This is a genomic window from Pseudomonas sp. O39 (assembly GCF_045447295.1).
In the GTDB taxonomy this organism is placed as follows: Bacteria; Pseudomonadota; Gammaproteobacteria; order Pseudomonadales; family Pseudomonadaceae; genus Aquipseudomonas; species Aquipseudomonas antarctica_A.
Genome location: NZ_JBJGXV010000002.1, coordinates 419461 through 438648, shown reverse-complemented (window position 1 = coordinate 438648; position 19188 = coordinate 419461). Strand labels below are relative to the sequence as shown.

Annotated in this window: 18 protein-coding genes and 1 pseudogene; 2 read left to right on the top strand and 17 right to left on the bottom strand. The window is 60.8% G+C overall.

Going from position 1 to position 19188, the window contains the following annotated elements:
• Window positions 1–47 precede the first annotated feature (47 nt).
• On the top strand, window positions 48–884 hold the full coding sequence (locus tag ACI77D_RS04570; RefSeq protein ID WP_407016132.1) for a 5'-nucleotidase, lipoprotein e(P4) family: 837 nt from the start codon (window positions 48–50) through the stop codon (window positions 882–884).
• Window positions 885–899: 15 nt separating this feature from the next.
• Here ACI77D_RS04570 and ACI77D_RS04565 read toward each other — a convergent pair.
• The 3 genes and pseudogenes from ACI77D_RS04565 to ACI77D_RS04555 all read right to left on the bottom strand — a co-directional run.
• Window positions 900–983 (bottom strand): annotated as a pseudogene (locus ACI77D_RS04565) (type VI secretion system tube protein Hcp); the annotation flags it as partial.
• 188 nt (window positions 984–1171) lie between these two features.
• A complete protein-coding gene (locus ACI77D_RS04560; protein WP_407016131.1) occupies window positions 1172–2095 on the bottom strand; it encodes an amidohydrolase family protein in 924 nt (307 codons plus the stop codon).
• Window positions 2096–2169: 74 nt separating this feature from the next.
• The gene (locus ACI77D_RS04555; RefSeq protein WP_064453126.1) at window positions 2170–3063 is read right to left on the bottom strand and encodes an alpha/beta hydrolase; all 894 of its coding nucleotides are present in this window, start codon (window positions 3061–3063) and stop codon (window positions 2170–2172) included.
• 129 nt (window positions 3064–3192) lie between these two features.
• Here ACI77D_RS04555 and ACI77D_RS04550 point away from each other — a divergent pair, with 129 nt between their 5' ends.
• Entirely contained in the window at window positions 3193–4143 is a 951-nt protein-coding gene (locus tag ACI77D_RS04550; protein WP_064453127.1) for a GlxA family transcriptional regulator, read from the top strand.
• 45 nt (window positions 4144–4188) lie between these two features.
• Here ACI77D_RS04550 and ACI77D_RS04545 read toward each other — a convergent pair whose 3' ends face one another.
• From ACI77D_RS04545 to ACI77D_RS04480, 14 genes are all read right to left on the bottom strand, one after another.
• The gene (locus ACI77D_RS04545) at window positions 4189–5079 is read right to left on the bottom strand and encodes a glycine betaine ABC transporter substrate-binding protein (RefSeq protein ID WP_064453128.1); all 891 of its coding nucleotides are present in this window, start codon (window positions 5077–5079) and stop codon (window positions 4189–4191) included.
• A gap of 10 nt (window positions 5080–5089) precedes the next feature.
• Window positions 5090–5848 carry an ABC transporter permease gene (locus ACI77D_RS04540; protein ID WP_064453129.1) on the bottom strand — a complete coding sequence of 253 codons (759 nt, stop codon included), beginning with the start codon at window positions 5846–5848 and terminating at the stop codon, window positions 5090–5092.
• Window positions 5839–6978, bottom strand: coding sequence for an ABC transporter ATP-binding protein (locus ACI77D_RS04535; protein ID WP_064453130.1), 1140 nt, complete (start codon window positions 6976–6978; stop codon window positions 5839–5841). Before ACI77D_RS04535 ends, ACI77D_RS04540 begins: the two co-directional genes overlap by 10 nt.
• 37 nt (window positions 6979–7015) lie before the next feature.
• On the bottom strand, window positions 7016–7672 hold the full coding sequence (locus ACI77D_RS04530) for an ABC transporter permease (RefSeq protein WP_407016130.1): 657 nt from the start codon (window positions 7670–7672) through the stop codon (window positions 7016–7018).
• 286 nt (window positions 7673–7958) lie between these two features.
• Window positions 7959–8393, bottom strand: coding sequence for a RidA family protein (locus ACI77D_RS04525; protein WP_064453132.1), 435 nt, complete (start codon window positions 8391–8393; stop codon window positions 7959–7961).
• An 11-nt stretch (window positions 8394–8404) separates the two neighbouring features.
• Window positions 8405–9988: a flavin monoamine oxidase family protein gene (locus ACI77D_RS04520; protein ID WP_407016129.1), complete on the bottom strand. Its 1584-nt coding sequence runs from the start codon at window positions 9986–9988 to the stop codon at window positions 8405–8407.
• A 10-nt stretch (window positions 9989–9998) separates the two neighbouring features.
• A complete protein-coding gene (locus tag ACI77D_RS04515) occupies window positions 9999–10925 on the bottom strand; it encodes an ABC transporter substrate-binding protein (protein WP_064453134.1) in 927 nt (308 codons plus the stop codon).
• 18 nt (window positions 10926–10943) lie between these two features.
• Entirely contained in the window at window positions 10944–11717 is a 774-nt protein-coding gene (locus tag ACI77D_RS04510) for an amino acid ABC transporter ATP-binding protein (protein ID WP_064453135.1), read from the bottom strand.
• Window positions 11710–12681 carry an amino acid ABC transporter permease gene (locus ACI77D_RS04505; protein ID WP_064453136.1) on the bottom strand — a complete coding sequence of 324 codons (972 nt, stop codon included), beginning with the start codon at window positions 12679–12681 and terminating at the stop codon, window positions 11710–11712. Before ACI77D_RS04505 ends, ACI77D_RS04510 begins: the two co-directional genes overlap by 8 nt.
• Before the next feature lie 25 nt (window positions 12682–12706).
• Window positions 12707–15100 carry a TonB-dependent receptor plug domain-containing protein gene (locus ACI77D_RS04500; protein WP_407016128.1) on the bottom strand — a complete coding sequence of 798 codons (2394 nt, stop codon included), beginning with the start codon at window positions 15098–15100 and terminating at the stop codon, window positions 12707–12709.
• 406 nt (window positions 15101–15506) lie between these two features.
• Window positions 15507–16298 (bottom strand): Fe(3+) dicitrate ABC transporter ATP-binding protein FecE, encoded by a 792-nt coding sequence (gene fecE, locus ACI77D_RS04495; RefSeq protein WP_259763606.1) that lies wholly within the window; start codon window positions 16296–16298, stop codon window positions 15507–15509.
• Window positions 16299–16302: 4 nt separating this feature from the next.
• Window positions 16303–17271 carry an iron chelate uptake ABC transporter family permease subunit gene (locus tag ACI77D_RS04490; protein ID WP_407016127.1) on the bottom strand — a complete coding sequence of 323 codons (969 nt, stop codon included), beginning with the start codon at window positions 17269–17271 and terminating at the stop codon, window positions 16303–16305.
• On the bottom strand, window positions 17268–18257 hold the full coding sequence (gene fecC, locus ACI77D_RS04485; RefSeq protein ID WP_221295209.1) for an iron-dicitrate ABC transporter permease FecC: 990 nt from the start codon (window positions 18255–18257) through the stop codon (window positions 17268–17270). Before fecC ends, ACI77D_RS04490 begins: the two co-directional genes overlap by 4 nt.
• 2 nt (window positions 18258–18259) lie before the next feature.
• Complete coding sequence (locus ACI77D_RS04480) at window positions 18260–19174, bottom strand: Fe(3+) dicitrate ABC transporter substrate-binding protein FecB (protein ID WP_407016151.1); 915 nt, start codon at window positions 19172–19174, stop codon at window positions 18260–18262.
• Window positions 19175–19188 lie beyond the last annotated feature (14 nt).

The window sequence follows — 19188 nt, the reverse complement described above, 5'->3', positions numbered from 1 at the left end:
ATTAGGCTAAGGTGCTGCCAATGCGCCTTCCTCTTCGAGACTTGCCCATGCGTAAGCTGTTATTCGCCAGTGTCTGCCTGCTGACCACTGCCCTGTCGGGCTGCCAGCAGACCCCACCGACCAACGACCAACTCGACGCCGTGCTCTGGACCCAAACCTCCATTGAGCACGAGTTGATCTACCGTCAACTGTTCGCCAACGCCACCCGCCAGCTCGATGTGGCCCTGGCGGACCCAACCTGGGATGCCCTGCCCTTCCCGCCACGCAACTTGAACGGGCTACCTGCGGCCGTGGTGGTCGATATCGACGAAACGCTGCTGGACAACGTGCCGCTCAATGCACGTGACATCATCAATAACCAAGTGTATTCCTACGACCGATGGAACACCTGGGTCGACCAGGCCAGGGCCCAGGCATTGCCGGGAGCGGTGGCGTTCCTGCAAGCCGCCCGGCAAAAAGGCATCAAGGTTTACTACCTCACTAATCGCGAACACAGCCAGGTCGCAGCCACCGTCGCCAACCTGCGCCTGCGCGGCTTCCCAGTGAGCAGCGACGAACAAGTCCTGGCCGCCAGCACACCCACCGGTCATTGCGAAAGCGCCGGTTACGGCAAGACTTGCCGCCGCCAGTGGGTCGCCAGCCATGCCCGTGTATTGCTGATGGCAGGTGACTCGCTGGGGGATTTCGTGCAAGCCGAACACAACACCCTCGCCGCCCAACGCAAGGCGGTGGAGCCCTATGTGAGCTGGCTGGGGCAACGCTGGTTTTTGCTGCCGAATCCGAGTTATGGCAACTGGTACAGCGCGCCGTATGGGGATAATGAAAAGTTGCCGTTTGAGCAGAAGCGCAAGCTCAAGCAGCAGGCGTTGCAGCTGGAGGAGTAAGGGGTTGGCTGGGACTCAGGCTTTGATGTTCTGCCGGATGTTCCAGCCAAACTTTACCGGCCCACCGTCCTTGCCACCGTCGGCCTTCTGCGGCTGGTAGCTCCGGCGCAGCGCATTATCAAGTCAGGGCTCGATTTACCCGGCGGTTTTTCAAGTTATGTAGGCCTCTTATAGTTATCAGAACTATTGATCATCCAAAACGCTGTATTCAACGTTTGCATACCCCTTAAGCCCAAGTCACTGACACAACCCTTGCTTAACACCACTGCTGCGATGCAGCCGGGCAGTTATCGACAATGACCGTTTTTTTGCCCAACAGGCGCGAAGCCATACAAAGCCTCGGGGTTGCTCACTAGAATCGCCTGGCGTGTGGCCTGGTCCGGTGCCCAGCCAGCCAGCAGATCAAGCAAGTGGCCATCGTTTGGCATCGCCCCCCGAATATGGGGGTGTGGCCAGTCCGACCCCCAAACCAAGCGCTGCGGGTTGGCTTGCACCAGCGCTTCGGCCAACGGCTGAACATCGGAGTACGGCGGATGATTCTGACGGGTAAGGCGATAGGCACCGGACAACTTGACCCAGGCCCGACCCGTGTCGAGCAGACGCAGGAGGTTTTGGAAGCTCGGATGAGCGGCGCCCTTCTCGGCATTAAAATGGCCCATGTGATCGATCACTACCGGAACCGCCAGGTTACCCAAGCGATGGGTGAGCCGAGGAAATGTAGAGATGTCGATCAAGCATTGCAGATGCCAGTTGCGCTCGGCCAGGCGCGACGCCAGATGCACGACATCGGCCCAGGCGATCCCCCCCTCGAACAGCAAGTTCAGGCGCACACCGCAGAACCCAATGCGCCCCAACCGGTCGAGTTCGGCATCCGTCACATTCCCCCTCACTACGGCAACGCCCCTGTAATCAAGCCCTTGTCCGCGCAAGGACACCAGTGCGTTTGCCTGGGCGCTATTGTCATCACCGTAGACACTCGGCTGCACCAATACGCCACGGGCAATGCCGAGAGTGCGATGCATGGCGCAATAGGCTTCCAGCAAGGCGGGTGGTGGGGTGTAGCTGCGCGGCTGATGAAAAGGGAAAGCGCGCGGGTCAAGAAAGACGTGCGCATGGCAGTCCACGGCCCCGGCGGGCAAGGTAAACGTTGGAGGGCGCGGTGTCAGATCGGCAGGCGCGCACGTGCTGGCTTCGTCAGGTGGGGCTTTCATCACTCGCCTCTCGTTCGGCCACGGTTGCAGGTAAAAATACGGCCCGAAGCTTGAGCCCCGGGCCTATTCCCGACTCAGGCGAAATGCTCGTCCAACCACTGGGCAATGCGAGCGGAAAACACCTGGAACTTAGGATCTTCATCCAACATCCATTCGGTGTGACCGGCATCAGGTAGCAGGAACAGGGACTTCGGACCTGGGTAGCGCGCAAACAGCGAGCGTGCCTCTTCGACTGGGTGCAGATTGTTCTCGGCACCGTGAGCGATCAGCAACGGTGTGCCGGCAAAACGTTCGTCGATATGCGCTTCAGGAGTGAAAGCAATCAGTGAATCAGCAAATTCAAAATCCGAAGTCACCCCATAGTCCGGGTTCTTGCGTAATACAGTGTCGACATAGACACGGGACTTTTCATCCAGTGGATAAATAGCGAACGGGTCGATGCCTTTAGCGTCGCCACCCTTGGCCAGCCGCAGGCGCTCGGCGTTCATGAAGTCACGGAATGCTTTCCAGCCTTCGCCGCCGCGCAGGGCTTTTTGTACCCGTACGGCGTCGAAGAAACCATTCATCGCGATCAGACCGTCGATCAAACCCTCGGCCTGGCGATAGGCATCCAGAACCAGGCCCCCACCCATGCCCCAGCCAGCCAGGACCAGCTTGCGCCCTTCAGTGCGGGCGCGTTCGGCAACCACCGCGACCACGTTGGCAATATCACGAACCTGTTCTTCGATCAGCACTTTCTCCCGGGTACCACCACTGTCGGCAAAGCCGCGATAATCGAACCCAAAGCAGAAATAACCATACGGCGTCAGGGCTCGCGCGAAACGCTCCGGATGAATGTTTTTCAGGCCAGTGAAGCCCGAGCAGACGATCACCAGCGGCGCATCGGCGCGCAGTGCGTGGTCATCCCAGAAATAGGCAGCATCAATTTTTATGCCGTCGCTCACGACCTGAACTTGTTCTGTCTGCATGGAAAAAATCCTTCGAAGTAGGCGAATTTATTGTTTGTCCGCATCGCTGTCGAAGTGGGTTCGACGGGCTTATGATGCGTCAGTCAAAACCGCTTCAATACGATAAGAACGACGTAAAAAGACCGATTCATGACACCTGAAACGCGTACCTTTGGTTTCATGCTCTTTCCCGGATTTTCCATGCTTTCGTTTGCCGCAGCGCTGGAGCCATTGCGCATCGCCAACCGCATGAGTGGTACTACGCTTTATCAATGGGGCCTGTTGAGTCGGGACGATGGCGAGGTCCTCGCCAGCAATAATTTGCCATTTTCCCCTACGATCAAACTGCGTGAAGCAGACACGCTCGATGCGTTGTTCCTGGTGGCGGGTATCGCCGCCCATCAACTCGACTCGGAGGGTATGCGCAGCTGGTTACGCCAACGCAACAACGGCAAGCGCCTGATCGGTTCGATATCCACCGGCAGCCTGTTGTTGGCTCGTGCAGGCTTACTGGACCGTAAACGCTGCACCATTCACTGGGAGAGCCACCAGAGCCTTCTCGAAGAACACTCGGAAGCGACCGTGACGGGCGAATTGTTTGAACAGGACGGACGAATCTGGACGTGTTCCGGTGGTGTCGCCGGCCTGGACATGATGTTGCACCTGATCGGCCTTCAGCACGGCAATGCACTGATGCACCAGGTAGCCGAGCAGTGTGTACACCCAAGCATTCGCAGCTCCCACGACAAGCAGCGTATGTCACTGGAAAGCCGACTGGGCATTCATAACCCGAAACTGATCAGCGCGATCACGCTGATGCAGAACCATTTGGAAGGGCTGCTCAGTTGCGAAGACATTGCCCGCATGGTTGGGTTGTCGTACCGGCAAATGCAGCGGCTGTTCAGTGAGCAATTGCAACTGACGCCGGCGCAGTACTACTTGAAGCTGCGCCTGGAAAGGGCTCGGGAGCTTTTGCTCAGTTCATCTCTGCCTATTCTGGAGGTCGCCCTGGCCTGTGGCTTCTCCACCACGTCACACTTTGCGCGCTGCCACCGCGAGATGTTCGGGGTGACACCCCGGCAGTTACGGCAGAAGCATTGACAGGGGCAACGACTTGCAAGCATTCGGTGGTGTTTGCAGCGGTACTCAGATCAAGCGGTTGCGCTTGAGAAAATCGCTGGCGACGGTTTCGATCGCGACACCTTCAATATCGACCTGGGCATTGAGTCCAGCGATGACTTGATCATCCAACAGAGCCGAAAGACGGTTCATCTGTTCGGCCAGTTGAGGGTTCTTCGCCAACGTCGCTTCACGCACTACGGGAATAATCGCATAGTCCGGAAAGAAGTTGAGATCGTCCTGCAACACAGTAAAGTTGAAAGCCGGTATACGACCGTCAGTGGCCATGACCAGGGCGACGTCGACGTGTTTATCCTTCAGGGCCACGTAGGTCAGTCCAGAATCCATGCGCCGAATCCGGTCGCGCTCGATCACCAGGCCATAGGCCTCGGACAGGGGTTTAAAACCGTCGGCACGGGAATAGAACTCAGCGTTCATGGCAATACTTAACGATTTGCCGCCGCTGGCTTTCAATAAGGCCGCCAGTTGCGACAGCGTGGTGATACCTCGCTCCTGCGCATCGGCACTACGCATGGCCAAGGCATAAGTGTTATTGGCTTTTGACGGCGTAAGCCAGACCAGGCCCTTGGCAGCATCGAGTGTCTTCACCCGTGTATAGGTGTCCTCGGGAGACAGACGCTCCTTGACCTTGTTGTAGTTAACCAATGCAGTACCGGTGTATTCCCAATAAAGATCGATCTGGCCGTTTTCCAGTGCGCTGCGCAGCACACTGCTACCCATGCCGGCACGCTGTTTCACCTGATAGCCCAGCCCTTCCAGATATTGCCCGGTGAGGCTAGTCAGCAACTGTTGCTCAACGAAGTTCTTACCGCCTACCGTCAGCGTATTCGCCGAAGCGATCACGCCGATGGAGCCGAGCAATAAGGCGGCGATGGCCTGAAGCAACTTGAGTTTCATCGGTCGATCCTCAGCGGGTAGGTTTAAGTTGTGCTGCAACAGCGCGATGCGAATTGACGCCGCGCGAAATTGCCAGGGTTGCCAGCGCGGCGACGATGGCGTCTACCGCAATTGCCAGCATGGCGGTCGGTATGGCGCCAGCCAACATCATGACCGGCTCGTTCAAGTCGATCCCGGTAAATATCAATTCACCCAGACCGCCTCCGCCGATCAAGAAGGCCAGGGGCACCGTACCCACGTTGATCGCAAGGGCAGTGCGAATGCCAGCGAACATCGTGGGCAGTGCATTGGGCAACTCGACTTTGAGCAAACTCTGAAAGGGCGACAGGCCCATGCCACTGGCGGCCTCGAGCAGGTGCTGTGGCACGTCCAGCAAACCGGTATGGGTATTGCGGGTGATTGGCAGCAAGGTCGCGACGAACAGCGCAAACGCGGCGGGCAAGGTGCCAATTCCGAGAAGCCCCACGGACAATGCCAACACAGCCAAGGTCGGTAGGGTCGCGCCGATGTTGAGCAGTTGCATCGCTGTTTGCGAGTAACGACGCAAGCGTGGCCGACTTAACCAGATGCCCAGAGGAATGGCGGCCAGGACCGCCAGGCCACCGGACATCGCTGTCAATTGCAGGTGTTGCATACTCAGGTAGCGAATGTCCGGCCAATACGTGTAGAAAGCGTTAAACAATCCCTGGTGCCCGACCACCGCGCCGCCTACAAAAACCAAACAGAGCAGGCCCGCGTAAACTGCATCCGTGGTCGCGGCTATGCGCATATCGTCACCTCAGGCCTATTCCTGTAGCGAGCCCCCAAATGATGGGTAATGCCTTTTTGCGTGATCTCGCCACAGAAGCGGCCATCGTCGTCCACGCAAGGCATCCAGGTTGTATCGTGGGCGAACATCAGCGAGGCGACTTTACGCAGGTCATCGTTGACATGGACGACCGCATCAAGCCCAAGGTAATGGTCGCCGCAACGCCCACGCTTGGCGACTGCGGTGGAGCGCAGCACCATGCCAATCGGTTGGTGCGCGCTGTTGACTAACGTCATTGCTATGTAGGAATGCTCATCCATGACGCCGAGCGCGCGCTCCAGGCTGTCGTGCTGGAAAAGCACCGGTGTATTGGCCAGCATGACCTGGCTGACACGTACCAGGTTCAGGCGCTTCAAGGCGCGGTCTGATCCGAGAAAACTCTCGACAAAGGCATTTTCTGGCGCCGCCAGCAGGTCGTCCGGGATGCTGCACTGCACCAGCCTGCCGTCTCGGAAAATGGCGATGCGATCACCCATCTTCACCGCTTCGTCAATGTCGTGGCTGACGAACAGGATGGTCTTGTTCAGCGCCTGCTGCATACGCAGAAACTCGTCCTGAATCAACGCGCGGTTGATCGGATCAATCGCCCCGAAGGGTTCGTCCATCAGCATCAAGGGCGGATCTGCTGCCAGGGCACGGGCCACGCCAATACGCTGCTGCTGCCCACCTGACAGTTCATAGGGATAACGCTTGAGAAACAGGTTGGGGTCCAGTGCCACCATGTCCAGTAACTCGCGGGCACGTTCGCGATAGCGCTTCACGTCCCAACCAAGCAGCTTGGGCAATAGGCAGATGTTTTCTTCGACGGTCATGTTCGGGAACAGGCCAATCTGCTGAATCACGTAGCCGATATTGCGGCGTAGTTCCTGAGTGTTGAGCCCGGAAGTATCCTGCCCGTTGATCAAGACCTTGCCAGAGGTGGGTTCGATGATGCGATTGATCATTTTCAGGGTGGTGGTTTTGCCACACCCCGACGGCCCCAGCAGGATGCAGATTTCGCCGCTGGGGACTTCCAGGCAGATATTGTCCGCCGCTGTGACCAGCCCTTTGGAGGTATCGAATGTCTTGGTCAGGCAGTCGAGTTGGATCATGCAGGCAGGCTCCTGATATGAAAGAGGAAAAGCGTGTTCAGCGCGCCAAAGCCATGCCACGTGGCGTTATGCATTTCTGCAACCAGAGCAGCAAGTAGTCGGCAATAATCGCCAGCAGGCTCACTGCCGCGGCCCCCAGCACGAGTTGCCGCGAATCCGATTGCGAAATACCGCGACTGATAAATGTCCCCAGGCCTCCAGCACCAATGTAGGCAGCGATGGCCATCACCCCAATATTCAACACCACAGCGGTGCGGATGCCGGCCATGATCAGCGGTATCGCCAGGGGAATCTCAACCAGGCGCAGACGCTGGAGCGGGCTCAAGCCCATGCCCCGTGCCGCTTCCCTGAGGGCGCAATCGACATTACCGATGGCGGTGTAAGTGTTGCGGATGATCGGTAACTGGGAATACAGCAGCACAGCGATGACTGCCGGCACCGGACCGATGCCATAGCCGAAGGGAGAAAGCAGAGGAATCATCACCCCGAACATGGCGACAGAAGGAATGGTCACGAGGACCGACGCGGCGTACAGCACTGCATCGGCCACGCGTTTGTTCTGGGTAATGGCGATGCCGATGGGAACGCCGGTGACGATTGCCAACCCGACAGCAATGGAAATCAGCCCCAAATGCTCGATGGTTCGAGTCCCCAGCAACGGCAGATTTTCGATGAGATAGTGCAACCAGTCCAAGATCTGTGCTCCTTTATTATTGGAAGAAGAGAGCAGCAAGCTGACTGATCATAACCACTGGCAAGGCATCGAAACCTGATGAAAACGACGGTTTAAGACCGATTCATGACATGATTTTGGGTGAATTCGCCCATGGGCATGCCGTGCGGCCTGTCCCACCTGAGTACATCACCGCGTTGAGTGTCGATTACGTGGGGGAAGCGCCAAAGTCTGCGGGGGCAGCAGCCAGGCGCAGCTGATCCCGCAGCCGCAGAAACTGTTCGCACACCTGGGCAGTCGCTGAGTGCTAAACCGTCCTGGCGGCAACCGCCTCCACCTCCACCAACGCCCCCGGCAACGGCAACGCCACCACTTGCAACGCGGTGCGCGCCGGTTTGTTCGGCTGCTCGGGCGTGCCGAAGAATTGCGTATAACCACGCTGCAAACCGGCGAAATCGAGCTTGCCGCCGGTCTCTTCGGCGCCGACCAGGAATACCCGTAACTGCACGATATCGCCCAGGTCCAGGTCCTGCTGCTGAAGGATCTTGCGCAGCTTGTTGAACACCGACACCGTCTGCACTTCGGTATTGCCGTAGGCCGCCGGCGTCCCGGCCGGTGCGTTCGGGTCGGCAAGGTCCGGCAAGGTGCCGCTGACAAAGACCAGACTGGCGGAGGCCGGCACGGAGACAGTTTGCGAGATCGGAAAATCACCGACGCTGGTGCGTTGAATGCTGTCGCTCATGGTGTTGCTCCTTAAGACGCGGCCACGACCGCAATGTGTCGTTGTTGGGTAACCCGCTCAGCCAGTTGACCGACCACAAAGCGGGCCGAGTTGGCTGCTGACTCCTGCCAGATGCCCACACCGCTTTGCACCAAACCGTCACCGGCGAAGTACACGCGGCCATGGGCGTGTTCCAACAAGGCGCTGGCCTCGGCCGGGAAGTGTTCGCGTTGCAGCCACGGGCCTTCGCTGTAGGGAATCTGTTCCCAGGACACCGCCAGCGGGTTGCGCAAGTGTTTGGAGTAACCCGGATGCAGCAGCTCCACGGCCTCCTTGGAGGTGGCGTATTGCTGGTTGAACGGTTGCGCGCCAAACACGTCGGCGCCCTCCCCGGTGACGTAACCGGCCACCAACACACCTTCGCGGGTGTTGAGGTCATTGCTCGGGTACCACAGCAGGCGCGCCGGGTGCTCTATCCACGACAGGCCGCCGTAGGTGCGATAGTCGGTCTCCCAGAAGCGCGGGGACTGCCACGCGACTTTGGTCGCCTGATCGCTGCGGGTGCTGAGCAACGCGGCTTTGACCGGTTCGCTGAAGTCGGTGTCGAGCCTGGCCAGCAGCGGCAGCGGTAATGTCGAGACCAAATAATCGGCGCGCACCACCTGTTCGCGGCCGCTGTGTTGGTCGTGGTAAGTCACCGCCACGCCGTCTTCCAGCTGACGGATCTGCCGGACTTGAGCGCCCAACTGCACGTGCTCGCTGACGCGTTGGTAGAAGGCGTCGGTAATGCGGTCCATGCCGCCGACCGGTTGAAACATGGTCGCGGAGAACTCAGGGAATTCAGTATGCAGTAATGCGCCCCACAGCTCGGGATGCAGCAAGCGATCCAGCGCCAGCGGGCTGCGGCTGGCGGGCAATGCGCCGGGGTGCGCAGGCGAATCCAGATGACCGGCGCGCAGGCTGCCCTCATAGGCCAGTTCTTGCGACAAATCGCCGTAGACCTGCAAGAAGGCCAGCAAGCGCGTGCGTTCTTCGCTACTCAGTACATCATCGAGCGCATCGCGCTGCACGGCTTTGGCCAGCAAACCGGAGAGGTGCCCACGCGCATCGTTGATCGCCTGGCCGACGGTGAACGCCGGCTGCTGCAGGTCCGGGCGCACCTGGGCGCCATGGCTGCTGTTGACCAGCACTTCCAGCGGCACACCCAGTTCGCTGCAATAGTCGAGAATCGTGCGGTGCTGGCTGGGGATGCGTGCGGGACCTGCGTTGAAATACAGGCCCGGATCAAACGCCACGGTTTGCGTGCGGCCGTCCTTGTAGTCAACGCGATCACCATGGCGCAGTGTCCAGGTGCGTCCGCCCACGCGCTCACGGGCTTCCAGCACTTGCACGCTGAACCCGGCGCGGGTCAGCTCCAGGGCGGTGACTAGCCCGGCAATCCCGGCGCCCAGCACCAACACGCGGGTGCCCTGCCCCAGGCCGTCCTTGAGTTTCAGCGGTTGCGGCCGCCGATGTGACGAGGGCCCCAAACCCAATACCGCCAGTGCGTCCTTGACGGCCTTCTCACCCCCTACGGCGGCGATGCTCGACAACGCTTCACGTCGTGTCAGTCCCATGTCGATTCTCCTAGTCCGGCAAGCCCGGTGGGTTGATCAGCGACGTGTCGACGCGCTCCACATCCAGGCCCCAACGCTGCAGCACCTGTTCGTATTGGCCGCCGGCAATCGCGCCCTCCAGGGCGGTATGGATCGGCTGGACCAGGCCGTTGTCCTTGCGCGTAGTTACCGCGATATCCGCCTTCAACGGCCAGCCACCGTTCACCGTACCGACTCGCTTGATGCCGCCTGTAATCGCCGCCGAATAGGCGTACACCGAGTTAGGCCCGAACAGCGCATCGCTGCGCCCCGACTGCACCGCCAATTGCGCGGCGGCCTGGTCGTCGAAGTACTGCAACAGCGCAGGCTTGATGCCGGCCTTTTCGTTGGCCTCGTTCCACGCCAGCAGGACCTTTTCCTGGTTGGTGCCGGAGCCGACGATGATCTTCAGCCCGGCAATGTCCGAAGCCTGTTTGATCTCGGTGATTTTGCTGGTGCTCTTGACGTAAAACCCGAGCACATCCTGGCGATAGGTGGCGAAGTCAAAGCGCTTCTTGCGCGCCTCGGTCACGGTGACGTTACTGATCACCGCGTCGTATTTGCCCGAGCTCACGCCCAGCGGCCAATCCTCCCAACTGGTCTGCACCACGTTGAGTTGCAGCCCGAGGCTGTCGGCCACCAGCTGCGCGGTGTCGGCCTCACTGCCGATAGTGGTCTTGTCGTCATTGGCCAGCAGTGCCAGCGGTGGCCCGGCCACACCGGACACCGCCACCGTGAATTTGCCCGGCTGGGCGAACTTGAAGCCCGGCGGGATTTGCGCGATGGCCGCCTCGTTGCGTGGCACATGAATGCGTGCGCGGTCAGGGCTGAGGTCAACGGGTTGCGTGGCGGCGAAAGCCGTGTGCGCGGCACTGACGGCAAGCGTCAGCAAAGCCACACGGGCGGTATTGATGAACATGAGCAGTCACTCCTTGAACTAAAGCACCTTGCCGAGAAAGGCCACGGTGCGGGGATGTCGGGGTTGGCGAAAAATCTGTTCGGGCGGGCCCTCTTCGATCAGTTGGCCGTCGCAAAGAAACACCACGTGGTCGGCTACCTCGCGGGCAAACCCGATCTCGTGGGTGACGATCACCAGGGTCACGCCCAATTGGGTCAGGCCCTTGATCACGTCGAGCACCTCGCCCACCAGCTCCGGGTCGAGGGCCGAGGTAGGCTCATCGAACAGCAACACCTTGGGGTCCAGCGCCAGGGCCCGCGCGATGGCCACACGTTGTTGCTGGCCGCCGGAAAGCTGGCGCGGGTAGGCATCGAGCTTGTCCGCCAGGCCGACCTTGGCCAGCAGTGCGGATGCCTTGGCTTGAGCCTCGGCCTTGCTCCAGCGCTTGTGCGCCAGCGGTGCTTCGGCGATGTTTTCCCAGGCCGTGAGGTGCGGGAACAGGTTGAAGTTCTGGAACACGAAACCTACGTCGATACGCCGCTTGAGAATCTCGCGTTCCTTGAGCTCGTAGAGCAGGTCGCCCTTGCGGCGGTAGCCAACGTATTCACCGTCGATGGTGATATGCCCGCTGTCGATTTTCTCCAGGTGGTTGATGGTGCGCAGCAAGGTGGATTTGCCCGAGCCGGAGGGGCCGAGAATCACCGTGACCTTGCCCGGGTCGATGGTCAGGTCGATGTCTTTCAACACCTGCTGGTTGCCAAAGCGCTTACCCACGCCCTGGATCTGGATGCGCCCGGCGCGTGCTTCACTCATGGGTTTTCTCCTTGAGCCAGCGGCCTATGCGTTGCAGCGGTGTCGGCGGCAGCACGCGCGCAGTGCCTCGGGCGAAATAGCGCTCGACGTAGTACTGGGCGCTGGTCAGCACGGTGGTGATGATCAGGTACCAGACGGTGGCGACGATCAGCAGCGGAATGACCGCCTGCGTGCGGTTGTAGATGACCTGCACGGTGTAGAACAGCTCCGGCAACGCCAGCACGTAGACAATCGACGTGCCCTTGACCAGACCAATGATTTCGTTGAAACCCGAGGGCAGGATCGAGCGCAAGGCCTGGGGCAAGATGATGCGGAAGATGCGTCGCGAGGCCGGCAACCCCAAGGCTGCCGCGGCTTCGTGCTGGCCGGCGTCGACGCCGATCAGGCCGCCGCGAATGATCTCCGCCGCGTACGCCGCTTGCATCAGGCTCAAGCCCAACACCGCCACGGTGAATTGGCTGAGTACATCCACCGTCGACCATTCGGCGAACACCACACGGGTGAAGGGCACGCCGAGCACAATGTGGTCATACAGATAGGCAAAGTTGTACAGGATGATCAGCACCAGCAGCGCCGGCATCGAGCGGAAAAACCAGATATAGCCCCAGGCCAATGCCGCCAGCAGCGGCGAGCCCGACAGCCGCGCCAGGGCCAGCGCAGTGCCGAGAATGATGCTGAACACCGTGCTGAGCAGCGTCAGCAACAGCGTCTGGCCCAGGCCGCGCAGCACCGACGGCGAGAAGAACCATTGACCGAACACCCCCCATTCCCAGCGTGGGTTGGTGGCCAGGGAATGCACGATGGCGAGCAACACCAGCGCGGCAAAGATCGAACCCGCCCAGCGCCAGGGGTGTCGGGCCGGGACCACGTGTAGAGCCTTGATCGGCGTGGAGACACGGCGCTGGCGAACCGGGTAGTCGGTGACCTCATCGATCAGGTCATAGGTTTTGGCGACAATGGGCATGTTCTATTCCTCGCGGGTAGCGGCCTTAGAAGGCGTAAGTCAGCCGGGTGTAGTAGTACCCGCCGGTAAAACCGTAGGGCGAATAGGTGCCGTAGCTGGCGAGCATGGTGCTGCTAGGCACGCCTTGTTTCTTGGGGTAGAGGTCAAACAGGTTCTTGGCGCCGACGGCGATGTTCAGGGCTTTGGTGAGGTTGTAGCCAAGGTCGAGGTCGGTGATCCATTTGGCGCTGTAGATTCGGTCCAGGCTGCGGTCGGCAGAGACGTTGACTTCCTTGTAGGTGCCATAGCGTGTCAGGGCCAGGTTGAGGTTGAAGCGGTCGATGCTCCAGTCGCCACCGAGAATCAGCTTGGTGCTGGGCTGGACGCCGGTGATCAGGTTGCGCGCCTGGCGGTCCATCAGATCATAGGAAGTGCCCAGGATGTTGGTGGACGCCTTGTAGTTGAGGATCTGGGTCTGGTTCCAATTGAACGCCGCCGTCCACTTCAAGGTGCCGTACTGGCCGATGTCCTGGTTGTAGTTGCTGACCAGATCAACACCTTTGGTGCGGGTGTCGGCGCCATTGATGAAGTATTGGCCGCCGGAGGTTGAGTTGATGCCGTTGTTCTGCAGCACTTGGGTGACTTCAGGCCCGAGCAAGGTACCGGTCAGGGTGATGCGGTCGCGCAGGTTGATCACGTAGGCGTCGGCCGTGAAGTTCAAACGGTCGGTGGGCGTGAGGGTGAAACCCAGGCTGAAATTGGTCGAGCGCTCGGGTTTCAGCTCTTGGGCGCCGAGGGCCTTGGCCGCCGCCGAATCCACCGGCAACACGCCGTAGTTGATCGACTGGTACACCCCGTCGACCACGCCATAGGTGGTGGAGCGCGCACTGAACAGGCTGTTGGCCAGGGACGGCGCGCGAAAGCCATTGCTGACCGTGGCGCGCACGGCAAATTGCGGGGTGAAATCGTAGCGCGTGGTCAACTTGCCGCTGCGGGTAGCGCCCACACCTTCGTTGTAATGCTCATAACGAAAGGCGGTGCCCACGTACCAATCCGGTAGCGGGTTGAAGCCCACATCAACATAGCTGGCCAGGCTGTTGCGCGAGGCGCTGGTGGCTTCGTCCGATGAAATACCATTGGTGACCTGGGCCCCGGATGAAGCGCAGTTGCCCGGCGCCACGCAATAACCGCCGTTGGCATAAGACGCATAGTCACCGGCCTGCACCTCATAGGTGTCGCGTCGATGCTCGAAGCCGTAGGACAGGTCCAACGGTTTTTGCAGGCCGACGTCGAAGCCGCGTTTGAAGTCGAGGTTGGTGGTCAACTCGGTGGAAATCCAGGTGCCGGAGGTGAAGCTGTTCGGCGTGTACTCGCCCAGCGACGGGTTCTGGTTGTGGGTGGTGCCCTGCTCCGCTTCGTTGCGCCCGTAGGTGGTGGACAAGTCCCAGTCCCACGCGCCGACGGTGCCTTTGCCGCCGAATGCGGCCTGGAAATCATCCTCGTCGATGGACCAGGTTGGCGTATAACCGGCCGGGTAGCCGTTCGGCCCGGTAGTAATGGTGTTGGTGATGGTGGGCAGGCGGTAGTTCTGCCCCTGCTCGGCTTTGCGTCGTGAGTAAGTGGTGAAGGAATACAGGCTGAGACTGTCATCGATCGGCAGCTCGGCGTTGTAGCCCAAGGTCAGCAGGTTGGTCTTGGGCGTACCATAACCGCCATAGGTAGCCCTGCCGGCCTGGTTGTAGGCTTGCTCATAGGTGTAGCCGTTGGCGCTGGCCTTGTTGTCGTCATTCTGGCTGCGCGCATCCAGGGCCAGTTGCACGATGCCGCCGTTGCCGATTTCAAAACCCTTGTTGAGGCTCTGTTGCACGGTCTGTTTCTTGCCGTCGTAACCCTGGCCGATATTGGTCACTGCGGTGCCGCTGGTGTCGGCCTTGAGGATCACATTGATCACCCCGGCGATGGCATCCGAACCGTATTGGGCGGCGGCGCCATCGCGCAGCACTTCCACGTGGTCGATGGCGCTGATGGGAATTAAGTCGAGATCGGCCGGCGCCGCGCCCGTATTGATGCCGTTGATGTTCAGGGTGGCACTGGTGTGGCGACGTTTGCCATTGACCAGCACCAGCACTTCGGCGGCGCTCAGGCCACGCAGGTTGGGTGCGCGGGCAATGCCGCTGGCGTCCCAGCCGGTTTTTTCCGGCAGGGTCAGCGACGGGATCACCGCGCTCAAGGCTTCCATCAAGCCGGGCTTGCCGGTGTTTTGCAGTTGCTTGGCGCTGACCACATCGATCGGCACCGGGCTGCTGGTGACGGTGCGCTGTTCGGCGCCACGGTTGCCGGTGACCACCACGGTGGACAGGGTGCTGTCGTCCTGAGCCTGTGCGGTGCCGGCAAACAGGGCCAGCGCCAGTGCAGCGGCGGGTTGTAAAACTTGCTTCATGGCCACTCCAAACTTTCCGGATCGCGAAGTCGGGCAGTCACGCTGTCGTCGGGACGGCGCGGGGTGCACGGTTTTCAGGGAGGTGTAAGCGATCTGTAACTAGGTGTGGGGCGAGCGAGGGCTTTGAAATGGCAACATACGTTGAACTCCGTTCCAACGATTCTGCCGCGGGGTTGTTACCCGGTTATGGCGCGCAGAATCTGAATCACGCTGGGTACCATCCGAGGTCAGGGGTAGGCTGTTGCGATCAAACATAACGGAATGGATTTTAAAAATATAATGCTATTTGGGCATAAGCTAATATTCTCTACTTTCATTATTTATAAATAACTTTATTCATATAAATAATGTTTTTGCAGGACAGAACGCGATTAGGGAGCAAGCCCTTCGCGCATTTTTGCCCACATCAGGCACGTGTACGGGTGCTTTTTTCCACCAGGCACATGGGCGTGCCGGCCAGCGGCTCCTGCATGACCTGCACGTGCACATCGAACACCTGGCGCATCAGTTCGGCACTGATCACCTGGGCGGGCGCGCCATCGGCGACCAGTTTGCCGCCCTGCATCACCGCCAGATGATCGGCATAGCGGCAGGCCTGGTTGATGTCATGCAGTACGGTGATGACGGTTTTGCCTTCGGCGGCCAGTTCGCCCATCAAGTCGAGCAGCTCGACCTGATGGCTGATGTCGAGGTAGGTGGTGGGTTCGTCGAGCAGCACCACTGGCGCGTTTTGCGCCAACACCATGGCCAGCCAGGCGCGCTGGCGCTGACCGCCGGACAAATCCGCCAGCGCACGGTCGGCCAGGCTGTCCAGTTCCAGGCGTTGCATGGCTTGGGTCACATGGGATTGATCGTTGCCGCTCAGGCGCCCCCACAGCGAGTTGTGCGGGCTGCGACCGTAAGCGACCAACTGGCGCACACTGACGCCCTCCGGCACTGGCAACACCTGGGGCAAGAACGCAATTTGCCGGGCCAACTGGCGGGCGGACAGGCTGGCGTAGGGCTGGCCATCGAGGGTCAATGCACCTTGGGTGGGTTTAAGGATGCGCGCAAACGCCTTGAGCAAGGTGGACTTGCCGCAGCCGTTGGGGCCGATCAGCGCGGTGACGCGACCCGCTGGCGGCGCGAACGACAACCCCTGCACGATACGCGTCGCACCGTAGCCAATGTCGAGCTGTTGTGCCTGAAGAATACTCATGTCATCAGCCCTTGAACCGTGCCAGCAACCAAAGAAAATACGGCGCACCAATCACCGCCGTGAGAATGCCCGCCGGGATTTCGCTGGGTGCGATCAACGTACGCCCGAGGGTGTCGGCCAGCACGAACAGCAGCGCGCCAATCAGCATCGCGGCGGGCAGCAAATAGTGGTGATGCCCGCCCACCAGCCGCCGCGCCATATGCGGCGCGACCAAACCGATAAAGCCAATCGGCCCGATCACGCCGACACCCAGGCTGGTGAGCACCACCGCGCAGGCCATCGCCAGCCAGCGCGTGCGGCCAAGGGCGGTGCCCAGGCTGTGGGCGGCTTCGTCGCCGAGGGCGATCAGGTTCAGCGGTTTGGCCAGGCACAGGCCCAGCGGGATCAGCAGCAGAAACGGCAGCACCAACACCACGTGGTGCCAATTGCGGCTCCACAGGCTGCCGGTCAGTGCGAGCAACGCGGTGTTGATATCCAGCGGGTGGGACAGGATTAAAAACTCGGTGACGCTGGACAAGGTCACCGCAATCGCCACGCCCGAGAGCGCAAAACGCACCCCGGAAAAACTCACGCCGGTGTTGTACAACGCCAGCAGCAAGGCGCCGCCCGCCCCGCCCAGGCAGGCTACCAGCGGCAGCCAGGCAATCGGCAGTTGCGGCCAGCTGATGATCGCCACCGTCAGCGCCAGCCCTGCACCCTGCGTTACGCCGAGAATTTCCGGCGAGGCCAGCGGGTTGCGAATCACCCCCTGCACAATCGCCCCCGCCAGACCGAACGCACACCCGGCAAGCATGGCGATCAGGCTGCGCGGCAGGCGGTGGTTCCACACTTCAAAATCGAGGGCGTCGTGAGCCAGCAGGCGATCCAGCACGGTTGCGGGCTTGAGCCACACCGTACCGGCGCTGAGGCTCACCAACAGCGTCACCAGCAACAGGCCCAGCAGCAGCCATAAGCGCAATCGTGGCCGGGTCATAGGGCGCGCCTGGCAAGGAACAAAAAGAACGGCGCGCCGATCAGCGCGGTCACCACGCCCGCCGGGGTTTCCACCGGAAAGGCCACGGCGCGACTGAGCAGGTCGGCGCCGAGCACGATCACCGCGCCCAATGCCGCACTCAACGGAATCAGCCAGCGGTAGTCGTTACCGAGAAATTGCCGAATGATATTCGGCGCGATCAGCCCGACAAACCCGATGGGGCCGACCGCGCAGACGCTGGCGCCCACCAGTAACAAACTGGCCAGAAACACCTGCAAGCGCAGGCTGGCGATACCCACGCCCAACGAGCGCGCAGCGTCTTCGCCGAGGTTGATCAGATTCAAGCGCGGGGCGCACCACAGCGCCCACAGGCCGCCGATCAACGTGCACGGCCAGAGCAATTGCACCTGGGCCGCCCCGACGTTCGCCAGCGAACCGGCCAGCCAGTTCAACACGCTTTGCGCCTGCGCCTCGACCAGAATCACGGTGAGCCGAGTCAATGCCGCGCACAGCGCCGCCACGGCCACACCGGCCAATACCAGCCGACCTTGCGCGGTGGTTGGCGACCAGGCGCCGCCCAGGCTGAATACCGTTATCCACGCCAGCGCGCCGCCCAGGCACGTCATCAACAACGCACCACCGGCAAACGGCGGTGCAACCAATCCGGTCGAGAACAACGCCAGCCCCAACGCTGCGCCCGCCGTCACGCCAAACAGCGAAGGCGACGCCAAACGGTTACGGGTGATGCCCTGCATCAGCGCACCGGCCAGCCCCAGGCAGGCACCGACCAACGCCGCGCACACGGCTCGCGGCACCCGCAACTGGGCGACGATGTAGGCCATATTGCCGCCTTCGTGGCCTTGGTGAACCAGCCCATTCCATGCGTCCGTCGGGGAGATCACAAACGGCGACCAGCTGTACAGCGAGAACCAGAACAACACGGCCCCCAGCAGCACAATGCTTGTCGCCGCGAAACTGCGCTGCACGGTTATTGGCTCAATACGGCATGGCCGCCTTTAAGAATGGCGAGGGCGTCTTCTGCGATCTGCTCCGAGGCCAATACGCCACGATTACGCGCCCAGCTGTCGCCATCGACTTGCGCCACGTGGTGATTGCGTACCGCACCGAGCACTTGCCACAGCGGCTGCTTGCTCCAGGTATCAACGATACTGGGGCGACGGTAGTGCCCCACCAACAACCAACCCGGGTCCAGGGCGAGCAATTGTTCCAGGCTGACAAACTCGGTTGGCGCAGCCTTGGCGCGTACCGACGGCACTTTCAAGCCGATGGCCTCCAGCACACTGCCGGCGTAGGAGTCCGGGCCGTGCACGGAAAAGCTGTCCTCACGTGCAACGCCGAAGAGCACGCTGGCACCGGCGGGAATCTGCTGCGCAATCGCCTTCAGGTGCTCACGATTCTGCGCAATACGCGCTTGCATCTGCGGGCTTTTGCCCAAGGCCTTGCCGATCAGTTCGGCGGATTTCAGGCTGCCCTGGTAATCCTCACCGCGTGATGGCAGGAGCAAGGTTGGCGCGATGCTCGCCAAGTCGCTGTAGAGCGCCTGGTGGCGATTGAGGTCAGCGACGATCAGGTCCGGCTTGAGCCGGGCGATTTCCTCGATACTGGGTTGCGAACGCAGGCCCACTGACTTCCATTGGCCGATGGCCTGGCGCACACGCGGCAATACACGGTTGGCATCGCCATCGTCGGCGGCCCCGACTGGCGTGACGTCAACGGCAGCCAGGCTGTCGAGGAAAGAAAACTCCAGCACCACCACGCGCTTGGGCGCATCCGGCAGGTGCACCGCATGCTGGCCGTCGTTGAGGTCGATGGGAGCCGCGTTCAATACGCTGCAGGAGAATGCCAGGAGGCAGGCGGCAAGGGTCGGGATGGAGCGCAGCATTCGCATGACAAAGA